General features: G+C 70.2%; 17 protein-coding genes. 8 read left to right on the top strand and 9 right to left on the bottom strand.

Annotated features, from left to right (window positions below):
• The first annotated feature begins 20 nt into the window (after positions 1 to 20).
• Entirely contained in the window at positions 21 to 1,241 is a 1,221-nt protein-coding gene (locus FK529_RS05075) for a mannosyltransferase family protein (protein WP_231702923.1), read from the top strand.
• A gap of 19 nt (positions 1,242 to 1,260) precedes the next feature.
• Here the strand turns inward: FK529_RS05075 and FK529_RS05080 are convergent, their stop codons facing one another.
• From FK529_RS05080 to FK529_RS05090, 3 genes are read right to left on the bottom strand one after another with little or no spacing between them, the layout of a single operon-like run.
• Positions 1,261 to 1,464: an MbtH family protein gene (locus FK529_RS05080; protein ID WP_146559934.1), complete on the bottom strand. Its 204-nt coding sequence runs from the start codon at positions 1,462 to 1,464 to the stop codon at positions 1,261 to 1,263.
• A 49-nt stretch (positions 1,465 to 1,513) separates the two neighbouring features.
• Positions 1,514 to 2,353, bottom strand: coding sequence for an ABC transporter permease (locus FK529_RS05085; protein ID WP_146559935.1), 840 nt, complete (start codon positions 2,351 to 2,353; stop codon positions 1,514 to 1,516).
• Positions 2,350 to 13,617, bottom strand: a complete 11,268-nt coding sequence (locus FK529_RS05090) for a non-ribosomal peptide synthetase (protein ID WP_146559936.1) — start codon at positions 13,615 to 13,617, stop codon at positions 2,350 to 2,352. The genes FK529_RS05085 and FK529_RS05090 overlap by 4 nt, the downstream gene beginning before the upstream one ends.
• Before the next feature lie 456 nt (positions 13,618 to 14,073).
• On the opposite strand from FK529_RS05090, the gene leuA reads away from it, so the two are divergent.
• Positions 14,074 to 15,942: a 2-isopropylmalate synthase gene (gene leuA / locus FK529_RS05095; RefSeq protein ID WP_146559937.1), complete on the top strand. Its 1,869-nt coding sequence runs from the start codon at positions 14,074 to 14,076 to the stop codon at positions 15,940 to 15,942.
• A gap of 138 nt (positions 15,943 to 16,080) precedes the next feature.
• Here leuA and FK529_RS05100 read toward each other — a convergent pair whose 3' ends face one another.
• Genes FK529_RS05100 through FK529_RS05110 form a run of 3 tightly spaced genes read right to left on the bottom strand, consistent with a single transcriptional unit; the run spans position 16,081 to position 19,491 of the window.
• A complete protein-coding gene (locus FK529_RS05100) occupies positions 16,081 to 16,887 on the bottom strand; it encodes an SDR family oxidoreductase (protein WP_146559938.1) in 807 nt (268 codons plus the stop codon).
• The gene (locus FK529_RS05105) at positions 16,884 to 18,581 is read right to left on the bottom strand and encodes an FAD-binding dehydrogenase (protein ID WP_146559939.1); all 1,698 of its coding nucleotides are present in this window, start codon (positions 18,579 to 18,581) and stop codon (positions 16,884 to 16,886) included. Before FK529_RS05105 ends, FK529_RS05100 begins: the two co-directional genes overlap by 4 nt.
• Before the next feature lie 19 nt (positions 18,582 to 18,600).
• A complete protein-coding gene (locus tag FK529_RS05110) occupies positions 18,601 to 19,491 on the bottom strand; it encodes a LysR family transcriptional regulator (RefSeq protein WP_146559940.1) in 891 nt (296 codons plus the stop codon).
• Between the two features lie 72 nt (positions 19,492 to 19,563).
• On the opposite strand from FK529_RS05110, the gene FK529_RS05115 reads away from it, so the two are divergent.
• On the top strand, positions 19,564 to 20,559 hold the full coding sequence (locus tag FK529_RS05115) for an EamA family transporter (RefSeq protein ID WP_146559941.1): 996 nt from the start codon (positions 19,564 to 19,566) through the stop codon (positions 20,557 to 20,559).
• Here the strand turns inward: FK529_RS05115 and FK529_RS05120 are convergent.
• Entirely contained in the window at positions 20,446 to 21,192 is a 747-nt protein-coding gene (locus FK529_RS05120; RefSeq protein ID WP_146559942.1) for a class I SAM-dependent methyltransferase, read from the bottom strand. The genes FK529_RS05115 and FK529_RS05120 overlap by 114 nt on opposite strands.
• Positions 21,193 to 21,220: 28 nt before the next feature.
• Here FK529_RS05120 and FK529_RS05125 point away from each other — a divergent pair, with 28 nt between their 5' ends.
• The 5 genes from FK529_RS05125 to FK529_RS05145 all read left to right on the top strand — a co-directional run bounded on the left by FK529_RS05125 (position 21,221) and on the right by FK529_RS05145 (position 24,498).
• Positions 21,221 to 22,462: a Mur ligase family protein gene (locus tag FK529_RS05125; RefSeq protein ID WP_146559943.1), complete on the top strand. Its 1,242-nt coding sequence runs from the start codon at positions 21,221 to 21,223 to the stop codon at positions 22,460 to 22,462.
• A 26-nt stretch (positions 22,463 to 22,488) separates the two neighbouring features.
• Positions 22,489 to 23,196: a type 1 glutamine amidotransferase gene (locus tag FK529_RS05130; protein ID WP_146560150.1), complete on the top strand. Its 708-nt coding sequence runs from the start codon at positions 22,489 to 22,491 to the stop codon at positions 23,194 to 23,196.
• 209 nt (positions 23,197 to 23,405) lie between these two features.
• A complete protein-coding gene (locus tag FK529_RS05135; protein WP_146559944.1) occupies positions 23,406 to 23,774 on the top strand; it encodes a hypothetical protein in 369 nt (122 codons plus the stop codon).
• A gap of 29 nt (positions 23,775 to 23,803) precedes the next feature.
• On the top strand, positions 23,804 to 24,094 hold the full coding sequence (locus FK529_RS05140; protein WP_146559945.1) for a type II toxin-antitoxin system Phd/YefM family antitoxin: 291 nt from the start codon (positions 23,804 to 23,806) through the stop codon (positions 24,092 to 24,094).
• On the top strand, positions 24,091 to 24,498 hold the full coding sequence (locus tag FK529_RS05145) for a type II toxin-antitoxin system VapC family toxin (protein ID WP_158635050.1): 408 nt from the start codon (positions 24,091 to 24,093) through the stop codon (positions 24,496 to 24,498). Before FK529_RS05140 ends, FK529_RS05145 begins: the two co-directional genes overlap by 4 nt.
• Here the strand turns inward: FK529_RS05145 and FK529_RS05150 are convergent, their stop codons facing one another.
• Both FK529_RS05150 and FK529_RS05155 read right to left on the bottom strand, forming a co-directional pair.
• Positions 24,499 to 25,023: a methylated-DNA--[protein]-cysteine S-methyltransferase gene (locus FK529_RS05150; protein WP_146559947.1), complete on the bottom strand. Its 525-nt coding sequence runs from the start codon at positions 25,021 to 25,023 to the stop codon at positions 24,499 to 24,501. It lies immediately after the preceding gene.
• A gap of 109 nt (positions 25,024 to 25,132) precedes the next feature.
• Positions 25,133 to 25,720, bottom strand: a complete 588-nt coding sequence (locus FK529_RS05155) for a DinB family protein (RefSeq protein WP_231702924.1) — start codon at positions 25,718 to 25,720, stop codon at positions 25,133 to 25,135.
• Between the last annotated feature and the right edge of the window lie 4 nt (positions 25,721 to 25,724).

Raw genomic sequence — 25,724 nt, forward strand, 5'->3', positions numbered from 1 at the left:
CGCCGGGCACCGTCGGTACGATGCAAGCCGTGCCGACCGCCCCCGACCTCGCCGACACCGGAGCCGCGACGGCACCGTCGTCCCTGCTCGACCGCACCCGTGACGTCTGGCTGCCGATCGTCGTGTATCTCGCGATTCGCGGCATCGGGCTCGCGGTGCTCGCGAGGTTCGCGCAGCTCCGCAACCAGAATCTCGCCGATCTTCTGACGGCCTGGGACGGCAAGTGGATGATCGGCCTCGCCACCTACGGCTACAACGACATGCCCTGGCGGTTCGTCGACGCGCGAGGCGAGCACACCGCGGACACCGCCTACGCCTTCTTCCCGGGCTTCCCCATGCTGGTGCGGGCGGTGGCGCAGCTGCCCGGCTTCGATGCCTACCGCGCCGCCCTCACGGTCAACGTGATCCTGGGCTGCGCGGCGGCAGTCGCGGCGTACCGCCTGGGGCGCCTGTGCGTCGAACACATGCCGCAGGTGCCCGCCCACCTCGCCGAACGCGCCGGCCTCCTGACGACGGTGCTGTTCGCGGCCGCACCGATGTCCATCGTGCTCACGATGGCCTACACGGAGGCCCTCTACTGCGCGCTGGCCGGCTGGGCGCTGGTCGGCGTCATGGAACGCAAATGGATCCTCGCGGGGATCTGCACGGCCCTGGCCGGCTTCTGCCGGCCCACGTCGGTGGTCCTGATCGGAGTCGTCGCGCTCGCCGCGCTGCTCGTGGTGCTGTCGTCCGGCGGTACCGAGCGCGTCAGGGCCGCGCTCTGCGTGCTGCTGGCCCCTCTGGGATGGGTGACGTATCTGGCGGTCGTGGCACGCCACACCGGCAGCCCGACGGGCTGGTTCCGGATCCAGACGGAGGGTTGGGGGACGACCTTCGACCTCGGCGCGCAGACGTGGCAGTTCGTCAATTATGCGCTGATCAACGGCTCGGACATCGCGGATCTCTCGGTGGTCGCGCTGCTCATCGCGTCGATCCTGCTGATCGTGCTCGCGGTCCGCGCCAAGATGCCCTGGCCGATCACGCTGTACGGCGCGCTGGTCGTGATCTCGCTGCTCGGCTCGGGCGGCCTCATGATGTCGCGCCCCCGCCTGCTCCTGCCCGCGTTCGTGCTCTTGATCCCGATCGCCATCGCGCTGGCGAAGACCTCGACCCGCACGCAGATCTGGACCTGTGCCGGCATCGTCACGATCACCTGCTGGTACGGCGCGCACATGGTGAGCGTGTACCCGCACGCCATGTAAGAACGGCGCGGGCAGGCGCTCAGGCGCGCAGACTGAGCGGGCGGAGGTCCACCCACGCCGACTCGATGTATTCGAGGCACTCGGTCCGGGAACGGCCGCCCTCGCCGAAGGCGACGGTCCACCCGCGCGGAGTCTCCCGGAACGTGGGCCACAGGGAGTGCTGGCCTTCGTCGTTGACCAACACGACGAACTCGCCGGACTCGTCGTCGAAGGGGTTGATCATGGGTGTTCCTCCTTGTTCACAGGGATCCGGGGTCGGTTCGTTCGGGCCGTCAGTGCTTCGTGTACGCACGGACGGCGAGGGGCACGATGATCGCGATCATCGCGAGGGAGACGAGGGCCGAGTACGCCGTCGCGTGCTGAGCGGCCCAGTTGATCGGCTCGTCCACCACGGGTTTCGGGCTGATGGGGTTTCCGAAGGCCTCGCGCAAGGAGCGCGCCATGGAGGTCACGGGGTTCCACGAGGCGATGGTGCGGAGCGGGCCGGGCAGGTCGCCGGAGGCGATGAACGCCGAGGAGATGAAGGCCATCGGGAACATGACGATCATGCACACGGCCTGGGCGGACTCGGGGGTCGATACCGAGAGCCCGATGAGCGCGCCGAGCCAAGACATCGCGAAGCCGAAGAGGAACAGCGTGGCCAGCGAGATCGCCGCGTCGACCCAGCTGCCCCGGAACCGCCAGCCCACCGCGAGGCCTACGAGCAGCATCACCGCCACGCTGATCACGTTGACGACGAGGTCGGACGTGGTGCGGCCGACCATCACGGCGAGGCGCGACATGGGAAGTGAGCTGAACCGGTCGATGATGCCGTTCTTCATGTCCGAGGCCACGCCGATCGCGGTGGGACCGGAGCTGAAGGCCACCGTCTGCACGAGGATGCCGGCGAGCAGGAACTCGCGGTAGCGGTCGCCGCCGACCTCGCCGCCGAGCGCCGAGCCGAAGACGTAGCTGAACAGCAGCACGAACATGATCGGCTGCACCGTCGCGCCCAGGAGCAACTGCGGGATCCGGATCAGCGTCGTCAGGTTGCGGCGGGTCATCACCGCGCAGTCGCTGAGGAATCCGCCCAGCGACGGCTCCCGCTCCCGCGGGAAGGTGATCGCGGTCATGCGTTGTCCTCCTCGGTCTTGTTCGCGTCCTCGCCGGTGAGGGCGAAGAAGACGTCGTCGAGGGTGGCCTCACGCAGCATCGCCGATTCGACGTGGACGCCGGCCTCCCGCAGGTCGTTGAGCACGGCGACCAGCTTGTGCTTGCCGTCGGCCACGCGGATCGCGCTGAGGCCACTGGCCTCCCGGATCGCGGTGCCGTCGATGGCATGGCGGGCCAGGATCGGCCACGCTGTCACACGATCGCGCTCGCGCAGGCCGATCTGGATCAGGTCGGCCGCGGCGGCCGACTTCAGCTCGGGCACGGTGCCGGACCGGATGATCCGGCCCTGGTCGATGATCGTGACCAGGTCGGCCAGGATCTCGGCCTCGTCGAGGTACTGCGTGGTGAGCAGCACCGAGATGCCGTCCTCCTTGCTGAGCCGGGCGATCACGTCCCACACGTCCTTGCGGCTGCGCGGGTCGAGCCCCGTGGTGGGCTCGTCGAGCACCACCAGGCGTGGCCGGGCGATGATGGCGCTCGCCAGGTCGAGACGCCTCCGCATGCCACCCGAGTACGTGCCCGAGGCGCGATCCGCGGCGGCGGTGAGCCGGAACTGCTTGAGCAGCTCGTTCGCGCGCGCTTCCGCCGAGATCTTATCGAAGCCGTAGAGGCGGGCGAACATCTCGAGGTTCTCACGGCCCGTGAGGTTCTCGTCGACTGCCGAATACTGGCCCGACAGCCCGATGATCGACCGGGCGCGACGCGGATCGGCCAGCGCATCGACGCCGTCGATGGTCACTGAGCCCGCGGACGGCTTCATGAGCGTCGCGATGATCTTCACCGTGGTCGTCTTCCCGGCACCGTTCGGGCCCAGCAGGGCGTGCACGCTGCCGGGCGCGATGTCGAGGTCGACGCCGCGCAGCGCATACACCGCCTTCTTGCCGCGCCCGTACTTGCGGGCCAGGCCGCGGACGCTGACCAGGGGCTTCGCGTCGTCGAGCGTCCTGCTCGTGGACGCGACCGCCGCGGTGTAGTCGCCCGTGAGGAAGGCGTTCATCGTCCGCGCGACCTCGTCGATCGCCGGTGAAGCACCGAGCTCGTTGTGCGTCGCCTCGATGTCGTGCACCTGCACGAGACCGGTCACGTACGGTCGCCAGAGTTGCGGTACGAGTCCGCCGGTGGTCTGCTCGGTCGCGCGGAGGACCAGCATGTCACCGTCGTATTCGCGCGGACGGTGCGAGTACCCGAGCGTCGTGTTGTGCCGGTAGTTCGTCAGGAGCCGCTCCATCTGATCACGGGAGAGCTCGCGAGCCGGGCCGCCGGCGGTGGAGAGCAGGTCGAGCGCGTCGTCGAGGGTGAGCTCGGCGTCGTCGTCCACCTCGAGCCCGACGAACTCGCGCAGCAGCGCGGCGATGGACATCTCCTCGCGGGCCCCGCGGTAGTCGCCCAGCGGGTACGCGTCCATGAGCGCCAGGTTGACCTTCTCGCCGAGACCCCGCAGCTCCACTGCCATCTCGTGTGCGATGAGGCCACCGAGAGACCACCCGAGCAGGTTGTACGGGCCGTGCGGCCGGCTCGCCCGGATGTTGCGAACGTAGGTGCGGGCGAGCTCCTTGATCGAGTCCGCCGGCGGCATCGGGTGGGAGATGCCGGGCGACTGCAGGCCGATGATGGGGATGCTCGGGTCGAGCTCGCCCGACAGGCCGAGGTAGTTCCACGCGAGTCCCACCGCGGGGTGCACGCAGTACAGCGGGTCAACACCGGGCGTGCCCGCGCGCAGGGGCAGGATCGGGTCGGTGATGGCGGTGTCGGAATCCGCTGCCACCCCGGTGATCACCGCGGTGGTGGACACCGGTGCCGGGGCACCGGCGATCCGCGCCGCGATCGTCCCGACCCTGGCGTCCTCGAAGAACCAGCGGATGCTGGCGTCGTCCGCGGTGAAGCGCTCTCGCAGCCGGTCGACGGCGATCGCGGCCTGCAGCGAGGTGCCACCGACGGCGAAGAAGTCGTCATCCGCGCCGAGCGAGGCCACGCCGAGCACATCGGCGAGGATCTCGGCGACCTCGCCCTCGATCGCGGCCGCCGAGGCACCGCGCTGCTGCCGCGTCCCGGGCTGTACGAGGGAGACGCGCGGCGATTCCACGTCGGTCCCGCCCCCGGTCGCCGGGACGCCTACGGCGGGCAGGGCCTTGACGTCGGTCTTCCCATGAGCGGTGACGGGCACGCTGTCGATCGCCTGGAACACAGCGGGGACCATATGCCGCGGAAGGCGATCCCCGACCCACGTCCGGAGATCGTCGACGGTGACGGCGCGCTCGGCCACGTAGTACGCGACCAGACGGGCCGCTGCCTGCGACTCGACGGACCCGTCGCCGCGATCGACGACCACGACGGCCTGTCGCACGTCCGGGTGGCTCTCGACGGCCGCGGCGACCTCGCCCGGCTCCACCCGGAACCCGCGTACCTTGAGCTGGTCGTCACTGCGGCCCACGAATTCGAGCACCGGCTCGCCGGAACGCGAGGCGCGCCAGCGCACCAGATCACCCGTGCGGTACATCCGCTTGTAGCCCTGCGCGTCGTTGTACGGGTTGGCCACGAACCGCGACGCGGTGAGCTCCGGACGATCGAGGTAGCCGTGCGCCACACCCGGGCCCGCGACGTAGAGCTCGCCGACAGTACCGGGCGCCACCAGGTTGAGACGCTCGTCGCAGATCATCAGTTGCGCGTCCGCGACCGCGCTCCCGATGCCGACGGCGTCGGGATCGACGGCGCCCATGGTCGCGGCGATCGTCACCTCGGTCGGGCCGTAGGCGTTGATCAGGATCCGGCCACCCGACCAGCGGCGGGCCAGCTCCGTCTGGAGCACGTCGCCGCCCACGCTGAGCGCCTCGAGCAACGGAAGGTCGCGATCGGGGATCGTCGCGAGCGCGGCCGGGGTGATGAAGGCATGAGTCACCTCGTTGTCCGCGAGGAAGTCACCGAGCGGCGCCCCACCGTAGAGCGTGACCGGCGCGATCACCAGCTCGGCGCGCGACCAGGTCGCGAGGAGCAGCTCCAGGATCGAGGCGTCGAAGCTGGGAGAGGCGAAGTGCAGTACCCGCGCGCCGGCGCCCACGGCGTGCTGGCGGACCAGAGTGTCGGCCATGGCGGCGAGGCCGCGGTGCGGCACGACGACGCCCTTGGGCTTGCCGGTGGAGCCCGAGGTGTAGATGACGTACGCCGGGTCGTCCACGCCCACGGGCGCGACCTCCGCCGGCGGATGCTGAACGCGCGAAGGCGCGAGGTCCACCGTCACCCACTCGACCGATCCCGGCAGACCACCGACGGTGTCGCGAACCGTCAGGCCCACCGCCGGCGCGGCATCCCCGAGGATGTACTCGATCCGCTCCGGCGGGTAGTTCGGGTCGACGGGCAGGTACACGGCACCGAGGCGGGCCACCGCCCAGAAGGCGACAACCGAAGGCGCGGACCGTGGGATCGCCACGGCCACCCTGGTTCCCGGACTCACACCGAGGCCGGAGAGGCGATTGGCGAGCGCCGAGACCGCCGAGTCCAACTCGGAGTAGGTGTAATGCAGGTCGCCCTCGCGCAGGGCCGGGGAACCCGGGCGCTGCCGCACGGCCCGCGCCAGGATCTCCGCCATGGTGTGCGGTTCGATCGTGCTCGAGGCCCGACGGAAGAGCTCCTGCTCCTCGGGCAGCAGCACCGGTAGATCGGCGACCGGGGTATCCGGCGAAGCGACGCCTGCCGTCACCAGCCGCGCAAGGCGGCCGACGATGCCCTCGGCTGTCGCCGGCCGATACAGGTCGGTGCGGTAACGCAGGTTGAACCGGAGCCCCTCCTCGACCTCACGCACCTCGAAGGTGGCGTCGAAGGTGGTCGTCGCCGCCGCCAGCGGGAGCGGTTCCAGCTCGAACATGCCGGCACCGTCGGAGGTGAGGACGCTGAGCGGATCGCCCAGGTTCTGGTGGCTCAGCACCACCTGGAAGACGGGGTGCCGGTCGCGGCTGCGCGGAGGCTGGAGGGCCTCGATGACGCGCTCGAACGGCGCGGTCGCGTGGACCAGGTCGTCGAGGTCCGCGCTGCGAATCCGGTCGACGAGGGCGTCGAAGCTCTCGCCACCGGTCACGGTAGTGCGTAGCGCCACCGTGTTGACGAACATGCCGACCACGTCACGCAGGCGCCGGTCGGTGCGCCCGATCACGGGCGTGCCCACGACCACGTCGTCGGCGTCGTTGACGCGGTGCAGGAGGGCGACCAGGCCCGCGTGCAGCACCATGAACATGGAGACGCCGCGCTTGCCGGCGAAGTCCGCCAATGCATCCCGTTCGGCCTTGGGCAGCACGATGGCGACCTCTCCGGCGTCGGTCGAGCCGATTGCCGGGCGCGGTCCGTCGGCCGGGAAGGAGCTCTCCTGGGGCACGCCCGCCAGGCGTTGCGCGAAGTAGTCCACAGCGCCGGCGTCCTTCTCCGCCTGGCCCCGCTGCCACACCGCGTAGTCCGCGTACTGCAGCGGCAGCTCGGTCCACTGCGGCTGGGATCCGTTGCTGCGGGCCAGGTAGGCGGCCATCAGGTCGCGGGTCAACGGCACCACCGAGGCGCCGTCGGCCGCGATGTGGTGCACCGCGATCGCGAGGATCGACCCCTTGCCCGTGGGCGCCGTCATGACGCGTAGCGGAACCTCGCGATTGAGGGCGAAGGGTCGCGCCACGAATTCGGTGATCGCCGCGTCCTGGCCGGCGACGTTGGAGGTCGCGACGCCGAACTCGGCGACGAAACCGCGGACCTCGGGCGCGTCGGCGGGCAGGATCTCCTGGTACGGACCCTCGGCCGAGGACGGGTACCGGGTGCGCAGGCTCTCGTGTCGCGCGAGTACGTCGCGCAGCGCGGCGTCGAGGACGGCCTTGTCGACGGGGCGGCTCGCCAGGAAGGCGGCGCCGATGTTGTACGTCGGGCCCGGGTCGATCTTGTTCTGCAACCACATCCGCTCCTGCGCCGACGAGAGCGGCATGCGGTCGCCGCGCTGGACCCGGCGCAGCCCCTGATCCTCGAGCGCGGACTCGTTCGAGATCCGGTCGGGATCGCCGGTCAGGGCCGCGGCGATGGCTGCGGGCGTGCGCAGGTCGAAGACGGTACGCGCCTCGATCCCGTTGCCCAGCAGCCCCACCAGCTCGTTCGCCGATAGGGAGTTGCCGCCGAGGTCGAAGAAGTCGTCCTCGACGCCGATGGTGGCGCTGCCCAGCACCTTGCGGAAGGCATCGACGACGCGGCGCTCCGCCGGCGTGGTGGGCGTGGCCGCCGCATCTGCGGTGCCACCGAAGTACGGCTCCGGGAGGGCCGCGTTGTCCAGCTTGCCGGTGTTGCCCATGGGCACGGCCGCGACGATCATCACCGCGGCGGGGATCATGAACCCCGGTAGGCGGGTCCGCACGTGGGCACGGACCGCGGACGGGTCCACCTCGCCCTTGACGTACGCGACGAGGGCGGGGGCACCGTCGGGGCCGGGACGCACCTGAGTCGAGACGAAGTCGACACCCGGCATCGTATCGATGGCCGCGTCGATCTCGCCCAGCTCGATACGATTGCCGCGGATCTTCACCTGGAAGTCGTTGCGGCCCACGAAATCGACGACGAGCCGGCCGCCGTCGCTGCGGGTCCAGCGAACCACGTCGCCCGTCCGGTACATGCGAGCTCCGGGTTCGCCGTAGGGGTTCGCGACGAATCGCGACGCGGTGAGCTGCGGGCGGCGGTGGTAGCCGCGCGCCAGCTGCGGGCCGGCCACGTACAGCTCGCCGGGCATCCCGATCGGCACCGGGCGCAGTTCCTCATCGAGCACCATCAGGGCCTGGCCCCGGACGGGTGGTCCGATCGGCACGCGGCCGTCGCCGGAGAGCGGGTCGGAGATCGCGGTCATGATGGTGGTCTCGGTAGGCCCGTAACCGTTGTGCAGACGGTGGCCGACGCTCCACTTCTTCGCCAGGCCGGGGCCAAGCGCCTCGCCCCCGGCGAGGACGTGCGTCCACGACGGCACCGCTTCCGGGTCGACGGTGGCGAGGGTGGACGGAGTCAGGAATCCGTGCGTGACACCGTGATCGGCCACGATTCTCTCCAGCTCGCGGCCGCCCGTCGTACCCGGCGGTACCACGACCAGCGGCGCGCCCACGCGGATCGCCATGAGGTGTTCGAGCACCGTCGCATCGAAGGCGGTGGAGGCGAAGGCCAAGACCCGGGTGTCGGCCCCGGTCTGCAGGCGCACGTGCAGTTCCTCGGCGAAATTGCCCAGGCCGCGGTGGGTGACGACGGTGCCCTTGGGCTGGCCGGTGGAACCGGAGGTGTAGATGACGTACGCGGCATCGTCGAGGTTCGGGACGATCTGCGGGTCGTAGCCGTCGCCGTCCAGGTCGTCCATGGCGACCCAGTTGACGCCCTCCACACCGGTTCCGGTGCCCGTGACGCCCACGCGGGCACGCACGTCGTTCGCGATGTAGTCGCGACGGTCCTGGGGATACTTCGGGTCCACCGGGGCCACGGCCGCGCCGGCCAGGGTGATGCCCCAGAAGGCGGTGATGGACTCCGCGGAGCGCGGCAGGTCCGTGAGCACGGCCTCACCGGGGCGCGAGCCCGCCGCGAGCACGGCCGCGGCCACCTTGCGCGCGTCGGCGTACAGCTCGCGGTACGTCCGCACCCGCTGCCCGTCGATCACGGCGGGACGGCTGGCGTAGGTGCGCGCGGCCTCGCGCATGAGTTGCCCCAGCGGGATGTGGTAATCGGCCTCCACGCCCCGTACTGGGGTGAGCTCCGCAAGTCGGTCCGCCGACATGATCGGCAACTCTGCGACCGGGGTGTGCGGGTTCGGCCCCACGGCGGTGAGCACTGCCACGAGGGCGTCGAGGATCGACTCGGCCTGCTCCGCCCGGTACAGCTCGGAGGCGTAGCGCAGCTCGATGGTGCCGTCGGCGCCGAGCGTGACCTCGAGGTCGAACCGGGCGATCGGCACGTCGACGGCGACGACCTCGACGTCCACTCCCGCCATCGGAAAGTGATGGGTGTCGAAGGGCCGCTGGTTCAGCATCACCTGGAAGATCGGGTGGCGGCCCGCGGCACGCGGTGGGTCGACCAGCTCGAGCACGGATTCGAACGGCAGATCCGAGTGGTCCAGCGCGTCGAGATCCCCGCGGCTGACGGCCGCGAGGTGCTCCGCGAAGGTCATCTCCTCCGTCGTGCGGGTGCGCAATGCGATCGAGTTGACGAACATGCCGACGAGGCCGTCGAGCTCGGCCTCGCCGCGCCCCGCGACCGCGGTGCCGATCACCAGGTCGCTCTGCCCCGAGAGACGCGAGATCGCTGCCGCGAGGGCCGCATGCACGACGATGAACGGAGTGGTGGTGTGCGCGCGGGCGAGGCCGGCCACCCCGGCCCAGACCTCGGGCGCGACACGGGTGTCGATCGAGCGAGCCGCGGAGACGACGCCGCCGGAGCGGGGAACGGCGGAGGGCGGCACCGACTCGGCCGGCGGGTCGGCGAGGACCTCAGCCCAGAATCGGTCGAGCGCCTGGCGCGGCGCCCCGGTCAGGCGGTGCTTGTACGAGCGGGCGTGCTCGGTGTAGGTCCGCGGGAGTGGTGGGAACTTCGGCGACTTGCCCCTCGTTCGCGAGGCGTAGGCCGTAGCAACGTCGCCCGCCAGCGGCATCATCGACCAGCCGTCGGCGGCGATGTGGTGGATCACCAGAACGAGTACCTGGTGCCGGTCATTGATACGGTACAGGCGCGCACGGATCGGGACGTCGGCGGCGAGGTCGAAGGGCTCGCCCGCGTAATCCGCGGCTGCCGCCATCAACTCATCGAGCGCGACGGATCGCTCGGTGAAGGGAACCAGGTTCGGGCCCGCCGGAAGCACCTGCACTTCGGGCTCGCCCGCGGTGGGGCCATTGCGGTAGACCGTGCGCAGCGGGGTGTGGCGGGCGACGACATCGCCCAGGGCCGCGCGCATGGCGGAGACGTCGACGGCGCCGCGCAGGTGCAGCGCGACCGGGATGTGGTACGAGCCATCCGGACTCACTCGGTTGCGGACCCACATCTGATGCTGTGCGGGCAGTAGCTCGGCCGCTTCCTCGGGATCCGACGGTGCCGCGAACTCCGGCTCCCGATCAGTGGTTTCGGCGGTCGACGTCGCAGGCTCAGCCGCGACGGACATTGACGGCGCGGGCACTGGCGCGCCGCCGATCGCGGCGGCGAGCCCCTCGACGGTGGGGTTCGCGAAGACCGTCGCGACGCTGACCCGGGTTCCGGTGGCGGAGCCCAGGCGCGCGGCGATCCTGGTGGCGGACAAGGAGTTCCCGCCAAGATCGAAGAGTGTGGTGGCGACGTCGAGGCCGCCCTTGTCGACGCCCGGTATGACCTCGGCGAAGGCATCGGCGACGAGTTCCTCGACGTCGGTTCGTGGGCCGCGACCGGCGACTCCGGTCACGGCCCCGCGCTCGGGCTGCGGCAGCTGCTTGTGATCGACCTTGCCGTTCACGGTGAGCGGGAACGCTTCGAGCGCGATGATGTGCGACGGGATCATGTACGTCGGCAGCTCGGCCGCCATGCTCGCGGCGATCGCGTCGACATCGGCGGCGCCGGTGACGTAGGTGACCAGCTCTGCGGTGGCGGTGTCGTCGCCGTGCACGACGGTGACGGCACGCTCGGCGCCGGGCACGCGCATGGCGGCCGCGTCGATCTCGCCGAGCTCGATGCGGAAGCCCCGCAGCTTCACCTGCGAGTCGATGCGACCGAGGAACTCCAGCGTCCCGTCCGTGTCCCAGCGCACGAGGTCGCCGGAGCGGTACATGCGACCACCCTCGGCCTCGAAGGGATTGGCCACGAACCGTTCCGCAGTGAGTCGCGGGTTTCCGTGGTAGCCACGTGCGATGCCCGGCCCGGAGATGTACAGCTCGCCGGCGACGCCGACGGGCGCCGGCCGGAGGTAGGAGTCCAGCACGTACAGCCGCGTCCCGGGGATCGGGCCGCCGAGCCGGACGGGCTCCCCCGCCCGGAGCGCCCCCAGGGTGACAGCGATCGTGGTCTCGGTGGGGCCGTAGACGTTGACGAGGCTGCGCCCCTTGCCTGTCCATCTGTCGACGACTGCCTGCGGCACGGTGTCGCCGCCCACGCCGAGCGAGGTGAGGGCGGGGAGCTTCGCCGGGTCGAGGGTCGCGACGGCGGCGGGCGTGATGAAGCCGCCGTTGACCCCGCCGTCCGCCAGAACTTCTTCCAACTCCTCGCCGCCGTAGACGTCGGGCGGGACCACGACAAGCGTGGAGGCGCTGTCAACGGCCATGAGGAGCTCGAGGACGGAGGCGTCGAAGCCAGGGGAGACGAAGTGCATCACGCGCGCGCCGTCGGCGAGACCGTGCGAGCGGACCAGCTCGGCCGCGAGGCTCGACAGGCCGGCGTGTGTGACGCTGACCCCCTTGGGCCTGCCGGTCGAGCCCGAGGTGAAGATCACGTACGCAGGGTTCGCCAGGTCGATCGCCGGCCAGTCCGCCTCGCTGGCAACGGCGTTCGCGCCGGGGCCCCACACGCGGGCGAGGTCCGCCGGGGTGAGGGTCGCGACGGGGGTGGCGGCGGAGGCGATGTGCTCGGCGCGCTCGGCGGGGAGCTTGGGGTCGATCGGCACGAAGGCGGCGCCGGTCTTCGCGACGGCCCAGACGGCGATCACCGACTCCAGCGAACGCGGAATACGCAGTGCCACCCGCTCTTCGGGGGCCGCGCCCACGGTCATCAGGTAGCGCGCGAGCCGGTCGCTGTACTGATCCAGTTCCCCGTAGGTGATGCTGCGATCGCCGTCGATGACGCCGACCCGCTCCGGGTGCGCGGCCGCGGCGCGGCGCAACAGGTCGGGCAACGGGATCGACTGGCCGGCCGCCGCGGGCGTACCAGCGGATGCGCCGGCGAAACGCGACCATTCGGTGTGCTCGGCGTCGGTGGCGACGGGGAGCGCGACGACCGGCGTGCCGCCGGGCGCCGCGGCGAACCGCTCGAGGTACTCCATGAAGCGCTCGAAGTGCGCGTCCAGGTCCGCCACGGTGTAGGAGGCCGGATTGGCCTCCATGTCGATCCGCAGGGCGCCCTGTTCGGACTCGTAGACGGTGACCGCGATGTCCTCGGCCGGACCGGAGGTGAGGAGGTTCAAGGTCCCGGCCGCCTGGCCGAGCGTGATCGCCGACGAGAACATCATGATGTTGATGGTGTCGCCGAAGGTGGAGCCCACCACGCCGTCGCGCAGCGTGGGCGCATTCATCCTGGCCGCGGGGTACAACTGGTGCCGCAAGCCGTTGCGCAGGTCGAGACCGGTGCCGTCGATGATGTCGGAGACAGTGGCACCTACGCCGGCTCGCACCGGAATGGGCAGTACGTTGGCGGTCATACCGGTCGAGCCGCGCAGCGCGGCGGTGGTGCGGGCGGCCACCGGCACGGACACCGAGATCTGCTCGCGCCCCGAGACCGCGGCGACATAAGCGCCGAAGGCCGCGATCACGAGGCCGGTGCGGTTGGTGCCCAGGCGCTCAGCCGCGGCCTCGAGGCGGGCGCCGGGCTCGGCGCTGGGGACGCCGTTGCGGCGCAGGTTCAGGCTCGACGGTGCCGCCACCACGCGGCTCAGGCCCGCCGCCTCGGGGAGATCCGCGACGATCCCCGCCCAGTATTCGGCATCGCCGTCCGCGCGGGCGGAGCCGAAGTACTTCTCTTCCGCCGCGACGAAGCCCTCGGGCGTAAGGGGAGCGGGTTTGAGCGGTGGGACTTCCGTACCGGCCGCGCGCGCGGTGTACAGCTCGGCAACGCGCTGGAGCAGGATCGAGGCGCCGTAGCCGTCGATGACCGCGTGGTGCGCGCGGGCGTACCAGAGCCAGCGGTCGTCGGCGACGCGGATGAGGCGGTTGATCATCAGATCGTCGGTCGCGAGATCGAGCGGGCGCGAGTACTCGGCGCGCATCCACGCTACGGCGGCATCGATGCGCTGGTCCTCGGGTAGGTCCGCGAGCCCCAGGTCGATCACCTCTGCGGTGCAGTCGATGCTCCGGTCGAGCCGCTGCACGGGTGCGCCGGACTCGTCTACCTCGATCCGGACGTACGGGGAGAGGAACTCGTCGCTCGCGGCACGGGTGGCGGCCTGCATGATGTCGACATCGAACGGCCCCTGGATGTCGACGTACTGCGCAACCGTGAAAGCGACGTCGGGGGACATCTGCTGACTGAGCCACATTCCGTACTGGGCTCCGGTCAGGGAGTGCACCACGTGGTCCACCGAGGTCTCCTCTACATCACGCTGACAACACGCGAAGGTTGCAATCGCAAGATTGTAGGGACGCTTCTCTCAAAATTGCAACATCTACGATCGGGATTCCGGCGAGCGAACCTCACAGGAACACCGCAGGTCGCACAGGGCGGTGCGCCAAAGGTTTCACGCGGCTCGCTGCCCTGCGGGTTTGCCGCACACTGACGCCATCGCGAATGTCGAGAGCCGCACGAACAGCCCACGTCGCCCCATCCCCGTTTCCTGCCCGACGACGATGCGCTACATTCGACTCGTGCAGTGGCGCGCCCTTCTCCTCGGTTGCCGCGGCGGGGTCTGATCCAGACCGGCTCCCCGTCGCGGGTTGAGCCGTGCAGTCGCTCCAGCGCCGGTCGAGTCCTCCCGGCCCTCGCGGTCGAACAGTCCCTGCCCGTCGCAGGGGCGCACCCGAGAAAGTAACCTCGACACATGAGTCCTGCAGCCGATTCCTACACCTCCGGCGTTTCCAAGATCACCGCTCCCGCCGGCTCCCGAAACCCGGGCCAGCCCGCGTGGAACCAGCAGCGTGGGAGCGTCATGCCCGCCCATCGCTACCGGTCTTTCGGCGACGAGGTCGAGCACATCACGCTCCCCGATCGCACCTGGCCCGACAAGGTCGCCACGACCGCGCCCCTGTGGTGCGCCGTCGACCTGCGCGACGGCAACCAGGCCCTCATCGACCCCATGAGTCCCGCTCGCAAGCGCCGCATGTTCGACCTGTTGGTACGCATGGGCTACAAGGAGATCGAGGTCGGCTTCCCCTCCGCCAGCCAGACCGACTTCGACTTCGTGCGCGAGATCATCGAGGACGGCGCCATTCCGGACGACGTCACGATCCAGGTGCTGGTGCAGTGCCGGGACGAGCTCATCGAGCGCACCTTCGAGGCGTGCCAGGGCGCGAAGAACGTGATCGTGCACTTCTACAACTCGACGTCGGTGCTCCAGCGCCGCGTCGTCTTCCGCGCGGATAAGGCCGCGATCAAGAAGATCGCCACCGACGCCGCGCACAAGGTGCTCGAGGAGGAGAAGAAGTACCCGGACACCGCGTGGCGGTACCAGTACTCCCCCGAGTCGTACACCGGCACGGAACTCTCCTTCGCCAAGGAGGTGTGCGACGCGGTCACCGAGATCATTGCGCCCACGCCGGAGAATCCGATCATCCTCAACCTGCCCGCCACCGTCGAGATGGCGACGCCGAACATCTACGCGGATTCCATCGAGTGGATGAGCCGCAATCTGGCCCGCCGCGACAGCGTGATCCTGTCGCTGCACCCCCACAACGACCGCGGTGAGGGTGTCGCCGCCGCCGAGCTGGGCTACCTGGCCGGCGCGGACCGTATCGAGGGTTGCCTGTTCGGCAACGGCGAGCGCACCGGCAACGTCTGCCTGGTGACGCTCGGCCTGAACCTCTACAGCCGCGGCATCGACCCCCAGATCACGTTCTCGGACATCGACGAGATCCGCCGCACCGTCGAGTACTGCAACCAGCTGCCGGTGCACGAGCGGCACCCGTACGGCGGCGACCTGGTGTACACGGCGTTCTCCGGCAGCCACCAGGACGCGATCAACAAGGGACTCGACCAGATGAAGATCGACGCCGACGACGCCGGCAAGGACGTCGACGACATCCTGTGGCAAGTGCCGTACCTGCCGATCGATCCGAAGGACGTGGGCCGCAACTACGAGGCGGTGATCCGCGTCAACAGCCAGTCCGGCAAGGGTGGCGTCGCCTACATCATGAAGGCCGACCACGGCCTGCAGCTGCCGCGGCGCCTGCAGATCGAGTTCAGCCAGTCGGTACAGAAGATCACTGACGGCGAGGGCGGAGAGGTCACGCCGAAGGAGATGTGGGACGTCTTCGCGGGCGAGTACATCGACCCGATCCTGCCGCTGGAGCGCATGCGCCAGAGGGTGACCGCCTCCGAGGTCGACGGGGGCGTCGACCGCATCGACGCCGTGGTCAGGGTCGACGGCAAGGAGCAGGAGATCTCCGGCGAGGGCAACGGCCCGCTCGCGGCGTTCGTGGACGCCATCGGCACCGTCGGCTTCGAGGTCCGCGTGCTGGACTACAGCGAGCACGCGCTGTCCGCGGGCGACGACGCGCAGGCCGCGGCCTACGTCGAGGCGATCGTGCGCGTCGGCGACGAGGACCGCACGGTCTGGGGCGTGGGCATCGCGCCGTCGATCACCACCGCCTCGCTGCGCGCCGTCGTCTCCGCGGTCAACCGCGCGAACGGCAGCCGCCGCGCCACACAGGAGGCCGTCGGCGAGGCGTCGACGCGGACCTGGGCGCCGTAGGTCCCGCAACTCCGGGCGACTCCGGGGCGCAGCCGGAGCGGTACACCGAGACCGCGGCGATCCTGCAGGACGCCGTTACGCGGTCCGGTCGCGGCCGCTTCGGCTGCGTCTCGCGTCGTCGACGACGACGTGAGGTAGCTACCGCTTAAGGCCGTGCTTGCGGGCCACGATGCTGGAGACGACCTCGACCGGCACCAGCCGCTTGAGCAGGAAGACCAGCGGCGCATTGCTACCCACCGCGTAGAACTCGCGCGGCTTGTCGGCCTCGATCGCCTTGACGATCACCTCCGCCACCTGCGTCGGCGTGATACCCCCGCGCTCGTTGGCGTCGAGCTTCTCGATCATCGTGTCGAAGTCGGTGCGGTACACGGAGTCCTCGGCGACATATTTGGTGCGCCGCTCACCGATCCCGGTGGCGATGGAACCCGGCTCCACCGTGGAGACCCATACCCCGAAGGGCGAGAGTTCCTGCCGCGCCGCGGAGGCGAAACCTTTGAGCGCGGCCTTGGCGGCGACATACGAGCCACGATACGCGAGCGGGAAGCTGGCGAGCATCGAGCCGACCATGATCACCCGACCGTAGCCCCGCTCCCGCATCGACGGCAGCAGGCGCTGAGTGAGCTGTACCGCGCCGAAGACGTTGGTCTGGAAGAGTCGGTCGACTGCGTCCGCAGGGAGCTCCTCGAGCGGGCCGGACTGGCTCTCTCCGGCGTTGTTGACGACGACGTCGACGGCACCGGCCGCGGTCGCACACGCGGCGACGGAGTCGCGGTCCGCGAGGTCCAGCGCCAGGTACTCCACGCCGGGGATCCGCTTCTCGGCGGCGATGGTCCCGGGATCGCGACTGGTACCGAGGACCCGATAGCCCTTCTGCGCCAACAGCTTAGCCGTCTCGTAGCCGATGCCGGAGGTCGCTCCGGTCACCAGTGCCGTGCGTGCGCTCATGCTCGTGTACCTCCGATTCGATCGCCCGTCGCGGCGGCCGCGGCGCGGCCCGCCGTCATCCCCGAGAATATGCACCCGCCGAGGAACGTACCCTCCAGCGCGTTGTAGCCGTGCACGCCGCCGCCGCCGAAGCCGGCCACCTCGCCCGCCGCGTACAGACCGCCGACGGGCGTACCGTCGGCCCCGAGGACCCGGGCCGAGAGATCGGTCTCGAGCCCGCCGAGGGTCTTGCGGGACAGGATGTTCAGACGGACCGCGATGAGCGGGCCGTGCGCCGGGTCCAAGATGCGGTGGGGCTTGGCGACGCGCACCACCTTGTCGCCTAGGTAGTTCCGCGCGTTGTGCATCGCCTGAAGCTGGGCGTCCTTGCTGAAGGCGTTGGCGGTCTCCCGGTCACGGGCCTCGATCTGGGTGCGCAGGTGGTCGAGGTCGACGTGCCCGCCGCGGCCGATCCGGTTCATCCCCGCGACCAGTTCCTCGAGCGTGTCGGCGACGACGAAGTCCTCGCCGTGCTGCTTGAACGCCTCGACCGGGCCCGGCGCACCCTTCGACTTCACGCGTCCGAGCGCGAGTTTCAGGTCCTTCTCCGTGATGTCCGGGTTCTGCTCCGAGCCGGAGAGCGCGAACTCCTTCTCGATGATCGTCTCGGTGAGTACGAACCACGAGTAGTCGAAGCCGGTCTCGAGGATGGCCTTCATCGTCGAATTCGTGTCGAAGCCGGGGAAGTTCGGGGCCGCGAAGCGGTTGCCGTTCGCGTCGAACCACAGCGACGACGGGCCCGGAATGATCCGGATCGCGTGGTCGGGCCAGATCGGGTCCCAGTTATGGATGCCCTCGGTGTAGGCCCACACCCGGTCGCGGTTCACGATGTTCGCGCCCGCCGACTCCGAGATCGCGAGCATGCGGCCGTCCACGTGCGCGGGGACGCCGGCGATCATGTGCTGCGGGAACGGACCGAGCCGCTCGGTGGGCCAGTACTGCCGCATGAGCTCGAAGTTGTGGCCGATGCCGCCGGAGGTCACGAGGACCGTCGGCGCACGGAACTCGAACTCGCCTTGCACATCGCGAGGGCTCGCGATGCCGCGTTCGAGCTCGGTCGGCTCGAGGACTGCGCCGCGGACTCCGACCACGGCACCGTCGTCGCCGGTGACGAGCTCGTCGACGCGGTGGCGGAAGGCGAAACGCACCAGGCCCTGAGCCTCCGCGCGCTCGACGGGCTCGCGGAAGACGCGAACGACCTCGGGGCCGGTGCCCCAGGTGAGGTGGAAGCGGGGGACGGAGTTGCCGTGACCGTCGGCCGCGCCGCCGCCCCGCTCGGCCCAGCCGACGACGGGCGTGAACCCGAGCCCGAGGCGCCGCAGGTAGTCGCGCTTGCGGTGGGTGGCGAACTCGACGTAGGCGCGGGCCCACTGCCGCGGCCAATGATCCTGGTCCTCCCGGTCGAAGCCTGCGGAGCCCGTCCAGTCCTGCCAGGCCAGCTCGAAGGAGTCCTTGATACCCAGGCGCCGCTGCTCCGGGGAGTCCACCAGAAACAGGCCGCCGAGGCTCCAGAATGCCTGGCCGCCGAGGTTGTTGCGGTTCCCCTGGTCGAGGATCAGGACCGTGCGCCCCGCCCGCGACAGCTCGTACGCGGCCACCAGGCCCGCGAGTCCCGCGCCGACGACGATCGCGTCCAGCGTGCCGTGTTCACTCATGTGCCCACCTTACGTCCCGTCAACTCACCGCATGGACCTCCTCGTCGAGCGCGCGGAGCACCGCAGCGACGGCCGGCCGGCGCTCGGCGCCGGGCCGGGTCGCCACCTCGAGGATGCGGGCGGCGAGGACTCCGACGATCTCGAGGCCCCGGACGCCGGGGTGGGTCACTGCGTGGCGCGCGACGAGCGCCACCCCCAGCCCGGCCGCCACCATGGCTTGGATCGTGTGGAAGTCGTTGATCCGCTGCACCACTCGCGGCTGCACGCCGGTGATCGTAGCCAGGGAGCGGAGCACGTCGTCGACAGGGAAGCCGTCGCGCACGCTGATCCACTCGAGGTCCGCGAGTTGCGTCGCGTCGACCCGTCCGGCCGCGGCGAGCGGGTGATCGACCGGGACGACCAGGTCGATCGGCTCGCGCATGAGGATGCGGCAGGCGATGCGGGGACCGCCCAGCGGGGTCGCCCGCTCATCGCGGTGCGCCACCACGACGTCCGCGTCCGCGAGCATGGCCGGCAGCTCCGTCCCCGGGAGGTCCGCGTCCGCGGCGGCCACCTGGATTCCCGCTGCGGCGGTGCGGCGCAGCACGCCGGGAAGCAGGAGTTCGGCCGCCGACGGGAAGAGCGTCAGCCGGACCACGCCGACCGGCGTCGAACGGTAGCGGTCCATCTCCGCGCGTGCCCGGTCGAGTTCGCCCAGCACGGATTCCGCCCGGACGACCAGCGCCAGCCCGGCGGCGGTGAGCCGCACCCGCCGGCCGTCGGGCTCGAGCAGGTCCACCCCCGCCTCCCGCGCGAGCACCTTGAGCTGCTGGGACACCGCCGACGGCGTCATGTCCATCGCGCGCGCAGTCGCGCCGACGGTCCCCCGGTCGGCGAGCTCGCGCAGAATTCGCAGCCGGTGGACATCCATGTAGTAAAGCTACATGAATAGTCAATAAGTATTCGATTGTTCTTCTGTTCCCGCAGCGGGACAGTGGACCGCATGAGCCCCCGCCACCGCCTCGTCGCCCTCACCGTCGTCGTGCTCTGGGGGCTGAACTTCCTCGCCATCCGCTACGGCCTCGACTACTTCCCGCCCCTGTTCCTCGGAGCGCTGCGCTTCCTCGTGCTGGCACTGCCGGTGCTGCTGTTCGTGCGACCGCCGAAGGGACCGGTGAAGTGGCTGCTGCTGTACGGCAACGGCTCGGGCACCTTCCAGTTCGGCCTGCTGTTCACCGCGATGCACATCGGGATGCCGACCGGACTCGCCTCGCTGGTGCTGCAGTCGTCGGCGCCGTTCACCGTGCTGCTCGGCGCCGTCCTCCTGCACGAGAAGCTCACCGTCCGGCAGGTCGCGGGCATCGGCATCGCCGTCGTCGGTATGGGCCTGATCATCGCGGACCGCGCGGACGCGGCGGCCGGGGTGGGCGTGCTCGGCGTGATCCTCACCCTGCTCGGCGGACTCAGCTGGGCGTTCGGCAACATCGGACAGCGGCTGGCGGCACCGTCGGAGCCCTTCCGCTTCACCCTCTGGATGTCGGTCATCCCGCCCCTGCCGATGCTGGCGCTCAGCGCCGCGGTCGAGGGCCCCACCACCGGCTGGAAGGCCCTGGCCCACAGCCTCGACGCTGCCGACGGGCGCCTCGCGCTCCTGGGCGTCGCGTACATCGCGATCCTGAGCACCGTCGTCGGGTACGGGCTGTGGGGCGCGCTGATGGCCCGGTACCCGGCGTCAACGGTCGCGCCCGCAACACTCCTCGTGCCGGTCGTCGGCATCGCCGCGAGTGCGATCGTGCTCGGCGAGCACCCAACGGCGCTCGCCCTGGCGGGCGCCGGGGTAGTGATCTTCGGCTGCCTCCTGGGGATGCTGCGCAAGCCCGCGCCGCTACCGCTCGGCGATGAGGGCGATCGTGCCGGCGGCGAGCTCGACGTCACCGTCGCCGATGACCTCGGCGAGCGCGGCGCGCAGGGCAACCCGGCGGTCCTCCGGCAGGGTTGAGTGCCCCGAGTAGGTGAAAACCAGGTCGAGCCACCGGTCCTTCTCCTGGGTCTCGGTCCACGAGTCCTCCCGCTCGGTGACGGTGAAGCCCGCGGCTTCGAACCGTCCGCGCAGCTCGGCCATCTTGTACATCTGGTCGTGCGTGCTGCCCGCGCCCGCCGCCTCCACGTTGACGTAGTCCTCGCTCGCGGCCCGCAGGTCGTCGTTCGACGGCGCGGTCGGCCGCAACCTGTTCCAGAGCAGGACGACGCGGCCACCGGGGTTGAGCAGTCCGGACAGGCGCGGGATCGCGGTGTCTGCGTCCACCCAGTGCCAGGACTGGCCGAAGGTCACCAGGTCGAAGGTGCGGCCCCGCGCGTCCCACTCCTCGAAAGTCGCTACCTCGGCCGACACGCCCGACGCCCGCGCGACGTCGGCCATGGCACCGTCGGGCTCGACGGCGAGCACGTCCATCCCGCGGTCCCGGAGCTGCCGGGCGAGGATTCCCGTCCCGGCGCCGACGTCCAGCGACGTGCTGCCGGTGGTGATCGCATCCAGGGTGACGTCGCTGTAGCGGGGCCTGAGCCGGTCGTAGGCGCCCGCGATCGCCCCGAAGGAGAGCGCGCGACGCCGATCTTCGTGCAGTTCAGCCATGAAACCAGCTTGCCCTATCCTGGAGCGCATGCCCGGACTCCCCCTCCGCGCCCGCGCGGCGCTGCTCGCCGCCCGATCCGCAGCCTGGGCGTCGCAGCGCGCCGGGCGCGGCAAGGGCTCGATGATCGGCGGCCTCGTCGCGCTCAAGATCGAGCCGAACCTGATGTCGCGGCTCGCCGCTGGCAAGCGCACCGTGGTGGTGACCGGCACCAACGGCAAGTCGACCACCACTCGGATGACCGCGGCCGCGCTCGCCACGCTCGGCCGCGAGGTCGCCACGCAGGCCGACGGGGCCAACATGGACGCCGGCATCGTCGCTGCGCTCACCGCGCACCAGGACGCGCCGTTGGCCGCCCTCGAGGTCGACGAGCTGCACGTCCCGCACGTCCTGGACGCCACCGACGCCGAGGCGCTGGTGCTGCTGAACCTGTCCCGCGATCAGCTCGACCGCGTCGGCGAGATCAACGCCATCGAGCGCCGGCTCCGCGCGGGCGTCGAGGCGCACCCCGAGCTCACGGTGATCGCCAACTGCGACGATGTTCTCGTGACCTCGGTCGCGTACGACGCGGAGAACGTCGTGTGGGTCGCGGCCGGCGGCGGCTGGACCAGCGACTCGACGTCGTGCCCTCGCTCGGGCGAGCCCATCGTCCACGACGGCGCGCACTGGTACTCGACGGGGACCGACTTCTCGCGCCCGGAGCCCGACTGGTGGGTCGACGAGACCACCATTCACGGCCCCGACGGCTTCGCCGCGCCGTTGACGCTGCGCCTGCCGGGTCGCGCCAACCGCGGCAATGCCGCGCAGGCCGTCGCTGCGGCGGTCGCGATGGGCGCCGACCCTCTGGCGGCGGTCGAGGCCGTCGGCACCGTCGGCGAGGTCGCCGGACGGTACGCCACCGTCACCGTCGGCGAGCACACCGTGCGGATGCTGCTCGCGAAGAACCCAGCCGGCTGGCAAGAGGCCATGTCGATGATCGACGGCACCGCCGAGGGCCTCGTGATCGCCGTGAACGGGCAGGTCCCCGACGGCGAGGACCTCTCCTGGCTGTGGGACGTGCAGTTCGAGCGGTTCGAGAACGGCAAGGTGGTGGCGTCGGGCGAACGCGGCGCCGACCTCGCCGTACGACTGACCTACGCGGGTGCGGAGCACTCGCTCGTCGCCGATCCGCTGGCGGCGATCGCCTCGTGCCCGCCCGGGCGCGTGGAGGTGCTCGCCAACTACACCGCGTTCCGCGACCTGAACACCGCACTCGAAGGGCGGCGCGCGTGATCGACTTCTCCGGATCCGAGGCCCGGATCACCGAGTCCACACTGGTCATCGGCCTGGTGCTGCCCGACGTGATGGGCACCTACGGCGACGGTGGCAACGCCCTCGTGCTGCGCCAGCGGGCGCGCCTGCGCGGTATCGACGCCGAGGTCCTGCCGATCACGCTGGCCGACCCCGTACCCGCGACGTGCGACATCTACACGCTGGGCGGCGCCGAGGACTATGCGCAGCGCCTGGCCACCCGACACCTCACGCAGTACCCGGGCATGCAGGAGGCCGCCGGTCGCGGCGCGCCCGTGCTGGCGATCTGCGCGGCGATCCAGGTGCTCGGCCACTGGTACGAGACCTCCGAGGGCGAGCGAGTGGACGGCATCTCGCTGTTCGACCTCACCACGACGCCGCAGGCGACGCGCTCGATCGGCGAGATCGAGGGCGTGCCGCTGGTCGACGGGCTCACCCAGCCGCTCACCGGTTTCGAGAACCACCGCGGCGGTTCGGCTCTCGGCCCGGACGCCGCGCCGCTGATGCGCGTGGTCCGGGGCACGGGCAACGGCGCCGGCTCGCCGGTCGACGGTGTCGTCCAGGGCAGCGTGCTCGGCACGTACATGCACGGCCCCGCGCTCGCCCGGAACCCCGAGCTCGCCGATCTCCTGCTGTCCCGCGCGACCGGGCGGTCGCTGGAGCCCTTGGACCTGCCGGACGTGGAGCTGCTCCGGCGCGAGCGCCTGCGGAAGTAGAGCGCTGCTGCGCCTCGGGGCGCGTGGTCCGGGGCACCGGGTCGGCGCGGGATGTGCCGGACGACGCGGGTGTCTTCTCGGGAAGCCATGCGCGCGGTGCATGGCTTCGCCCTCGCTCTATTTCATGTGACGCGTCCGCCGACGACGGAAAACATGTCGGTGCCCCGTCTTACCCTCGGTGTCATCATCGAGAGTTCGGGGGGGACATCGTGAGCAGAACAAGCAAACAACGCCGGGACGCGCGGAAGAAGCGGAATCGCGGAGCACCGACGCCACCGCGTAACCACATCCCGGTCGAGACGCCCGAAGTGCTTGTCGAGGCAGCCAACCCGACTCCGGCGTCGGGCATTTCCCATGCCGTGGAACGCAATATCGAGGAAGACCTGCGGACAATGAAGCGGAACACGCTGCGGGTAGACGTCGAAGACTTCTTCCGTGAGTACTTCTACGACGACTGGGATCTTTGGCCGGGTCCCGGCGTGGTGATCGACCCCGCGGTCCTGGAAGCCGTCATCAGCGACGTGCTTACCCGAGAGAGTGTGTACCTGGCACATCGCGACAAGAACGGCGCAGCATGAGTAGCACATCAAGTGCTACCGTCGATCGCATGGAGCAGATCGGGGTCCGCGAGCTGCGGCAGCACGCGTCGAAGTACCTCGCCCGCGTAGAGGCGGGTGAGGAAATCGAGGTCACCAACCACGGGAGACTCGTCGCTCGACTCGTGCCGGTGAGCGAGAAGGAGCGCCGATACCGCGAGCTGGTCGCGTTGGGTCAGATCATCCCCGCCAAGCGTCCGCTCGACCTCGAGAAGATCACAGCCATGAGGAAGGCACGAAGGCCGCTGAAGCCAGGGGAGAAATCTGCCTCGCAGATCCTCGAGGAGATGAGGAACGAGTGAACTACCTCGACACCTCCGCCTTGATCAAGCTGCTGGCGCCCGAGTTCGAATCAGATGCGCTCACGATCTGGATGGCTCGACAGGCGAACGAAGGCGAGGCGTTCGGTACCAGCGTGATCGGACAGATCGAGCTCACGCGCGCCGCCGCACGAATGACTGACCCTGACACGACTTCCCAGGCTCAGTACATCGGCGAACAGGCGGAGACGATTCCACTGACCGTGGCAATGGCCAAGCTCGCCGAAACAATCGGTCCGCCGCATCTTCGATCGCTCGACGCCGTCCATCTGGCGTCAGCTATGAGCATCCGCGATCAGATCAGCGCGTTCGTCACGTACGACAAGCGCCTTAGCGACGCAGCCGAGGTCGAGGGGCTCACTGTGGTCTCGCCAGGCGCGGAATAGTCACCAGAGGCCGAGGACTGCCTGTTCAGTCGCGAGGAGGCGCATCTTGGTCTCCACACCGCCGCCGGCGGAGAAGCCGCCGGTGCGGCCGTTCGCGGCGGTCACGCGGTGGCAGGGCACGACCGGCGGGAAAGGGTTCTCGCCCAACGCCCGGCCGACTGCACGGGCGGAGCCAGGGAGGCCGATCTCCGTGGCGATCTCGCCGTAGGTCCGGGTGGAGCCGGGCGGGATCCGCCGCGCGACGTCGTACACGACGCGCTGAAAATCGGTGAGCCCCTGCATGTCCAGCGACACCCAGGCAAGGTCGTCGTCGAGGTTCGCGCCGGAGACCAGGGCGACGACGGCCGCGATCACCCGCGCGACCGACTCCGGCGGTTCGGACGGTGCGTCACCACCGCCGAGGTGCTGCGCGGTGGCCTCGTCGGAGTCCTCCGGCAGCCGAACGGCGGTCACGGCACCGTGGGTGCCCCAAGCGATCCCGCACCGCCCGACGGCCGTATCGAAGAGGGTGTAGCCGGCGGGCACGTCAGCCCACCTCCCGCGCGAGGAGATCGAGTTCGGCCCCCAGGTAGTCGCGCCAGCGACCTGGGCGGACGTCGAAGATCGGGTGGTCGGGCAGGCGCATGGGGCGATCCTATTCCGCGGCCCGCGCGGCGGCCTCGATCTTCGCCTGGTGCGCGGGCCAGTCGACGCCGTCGGGGAGATTGCTGTTACCGGCCTGTAGGCCCGCTGCGCCGTCGATCAGTTCGCGAATGATGTCGGCGTGACCGGCGTGCCGGTCCAGATCGAAGAAGGTGTGCATCGCGAGGCGGTGCAGCGTGACCGACCGTCCGCGGTCGCCCCACCACGGCACCGTCCCGGTGGCGTCGAGCGGGAGCTGCGCGAGGGTCGCGGTGGCGTGGACCCGCGACTGTGCGAACAGGTCGACGATCGCGGCGGTCGGCTCGTGGGCCTGTACCCACAGGTCGTCGCCGGCGACGTAGTCCGGTGACTCCGGGTCGGGAAGGAAGGGATGCGAGAAGGGCCGCCCGAGGCAACCGCCGAGGTATCCCGAATCGACCATGGCACAGTGTTTGACCAGGCCCAGTAGGTTCGTACCCGTGGGAGTGAGGGGTCGGCGCAGGTCGTACTCGCCTAGACCGTCGAGCTTCCAGATCAGCGCGTCCCGCGCCCGATCCAGATAGCCCTGAAGTTCGGCCTTCATGCTTTCGTCGCCATCCATACCC

The sequence above is a fragment of the Tsukamurella asaccharolytica genome (assembly GCF_007858435.1).
Lineage (GTDB): Bacteria > Actinomycetota > Actinomycetes > Mycobacteriales > Mycobacteriaceae > Tsukamurella > Tsukamurella asaccharolytica.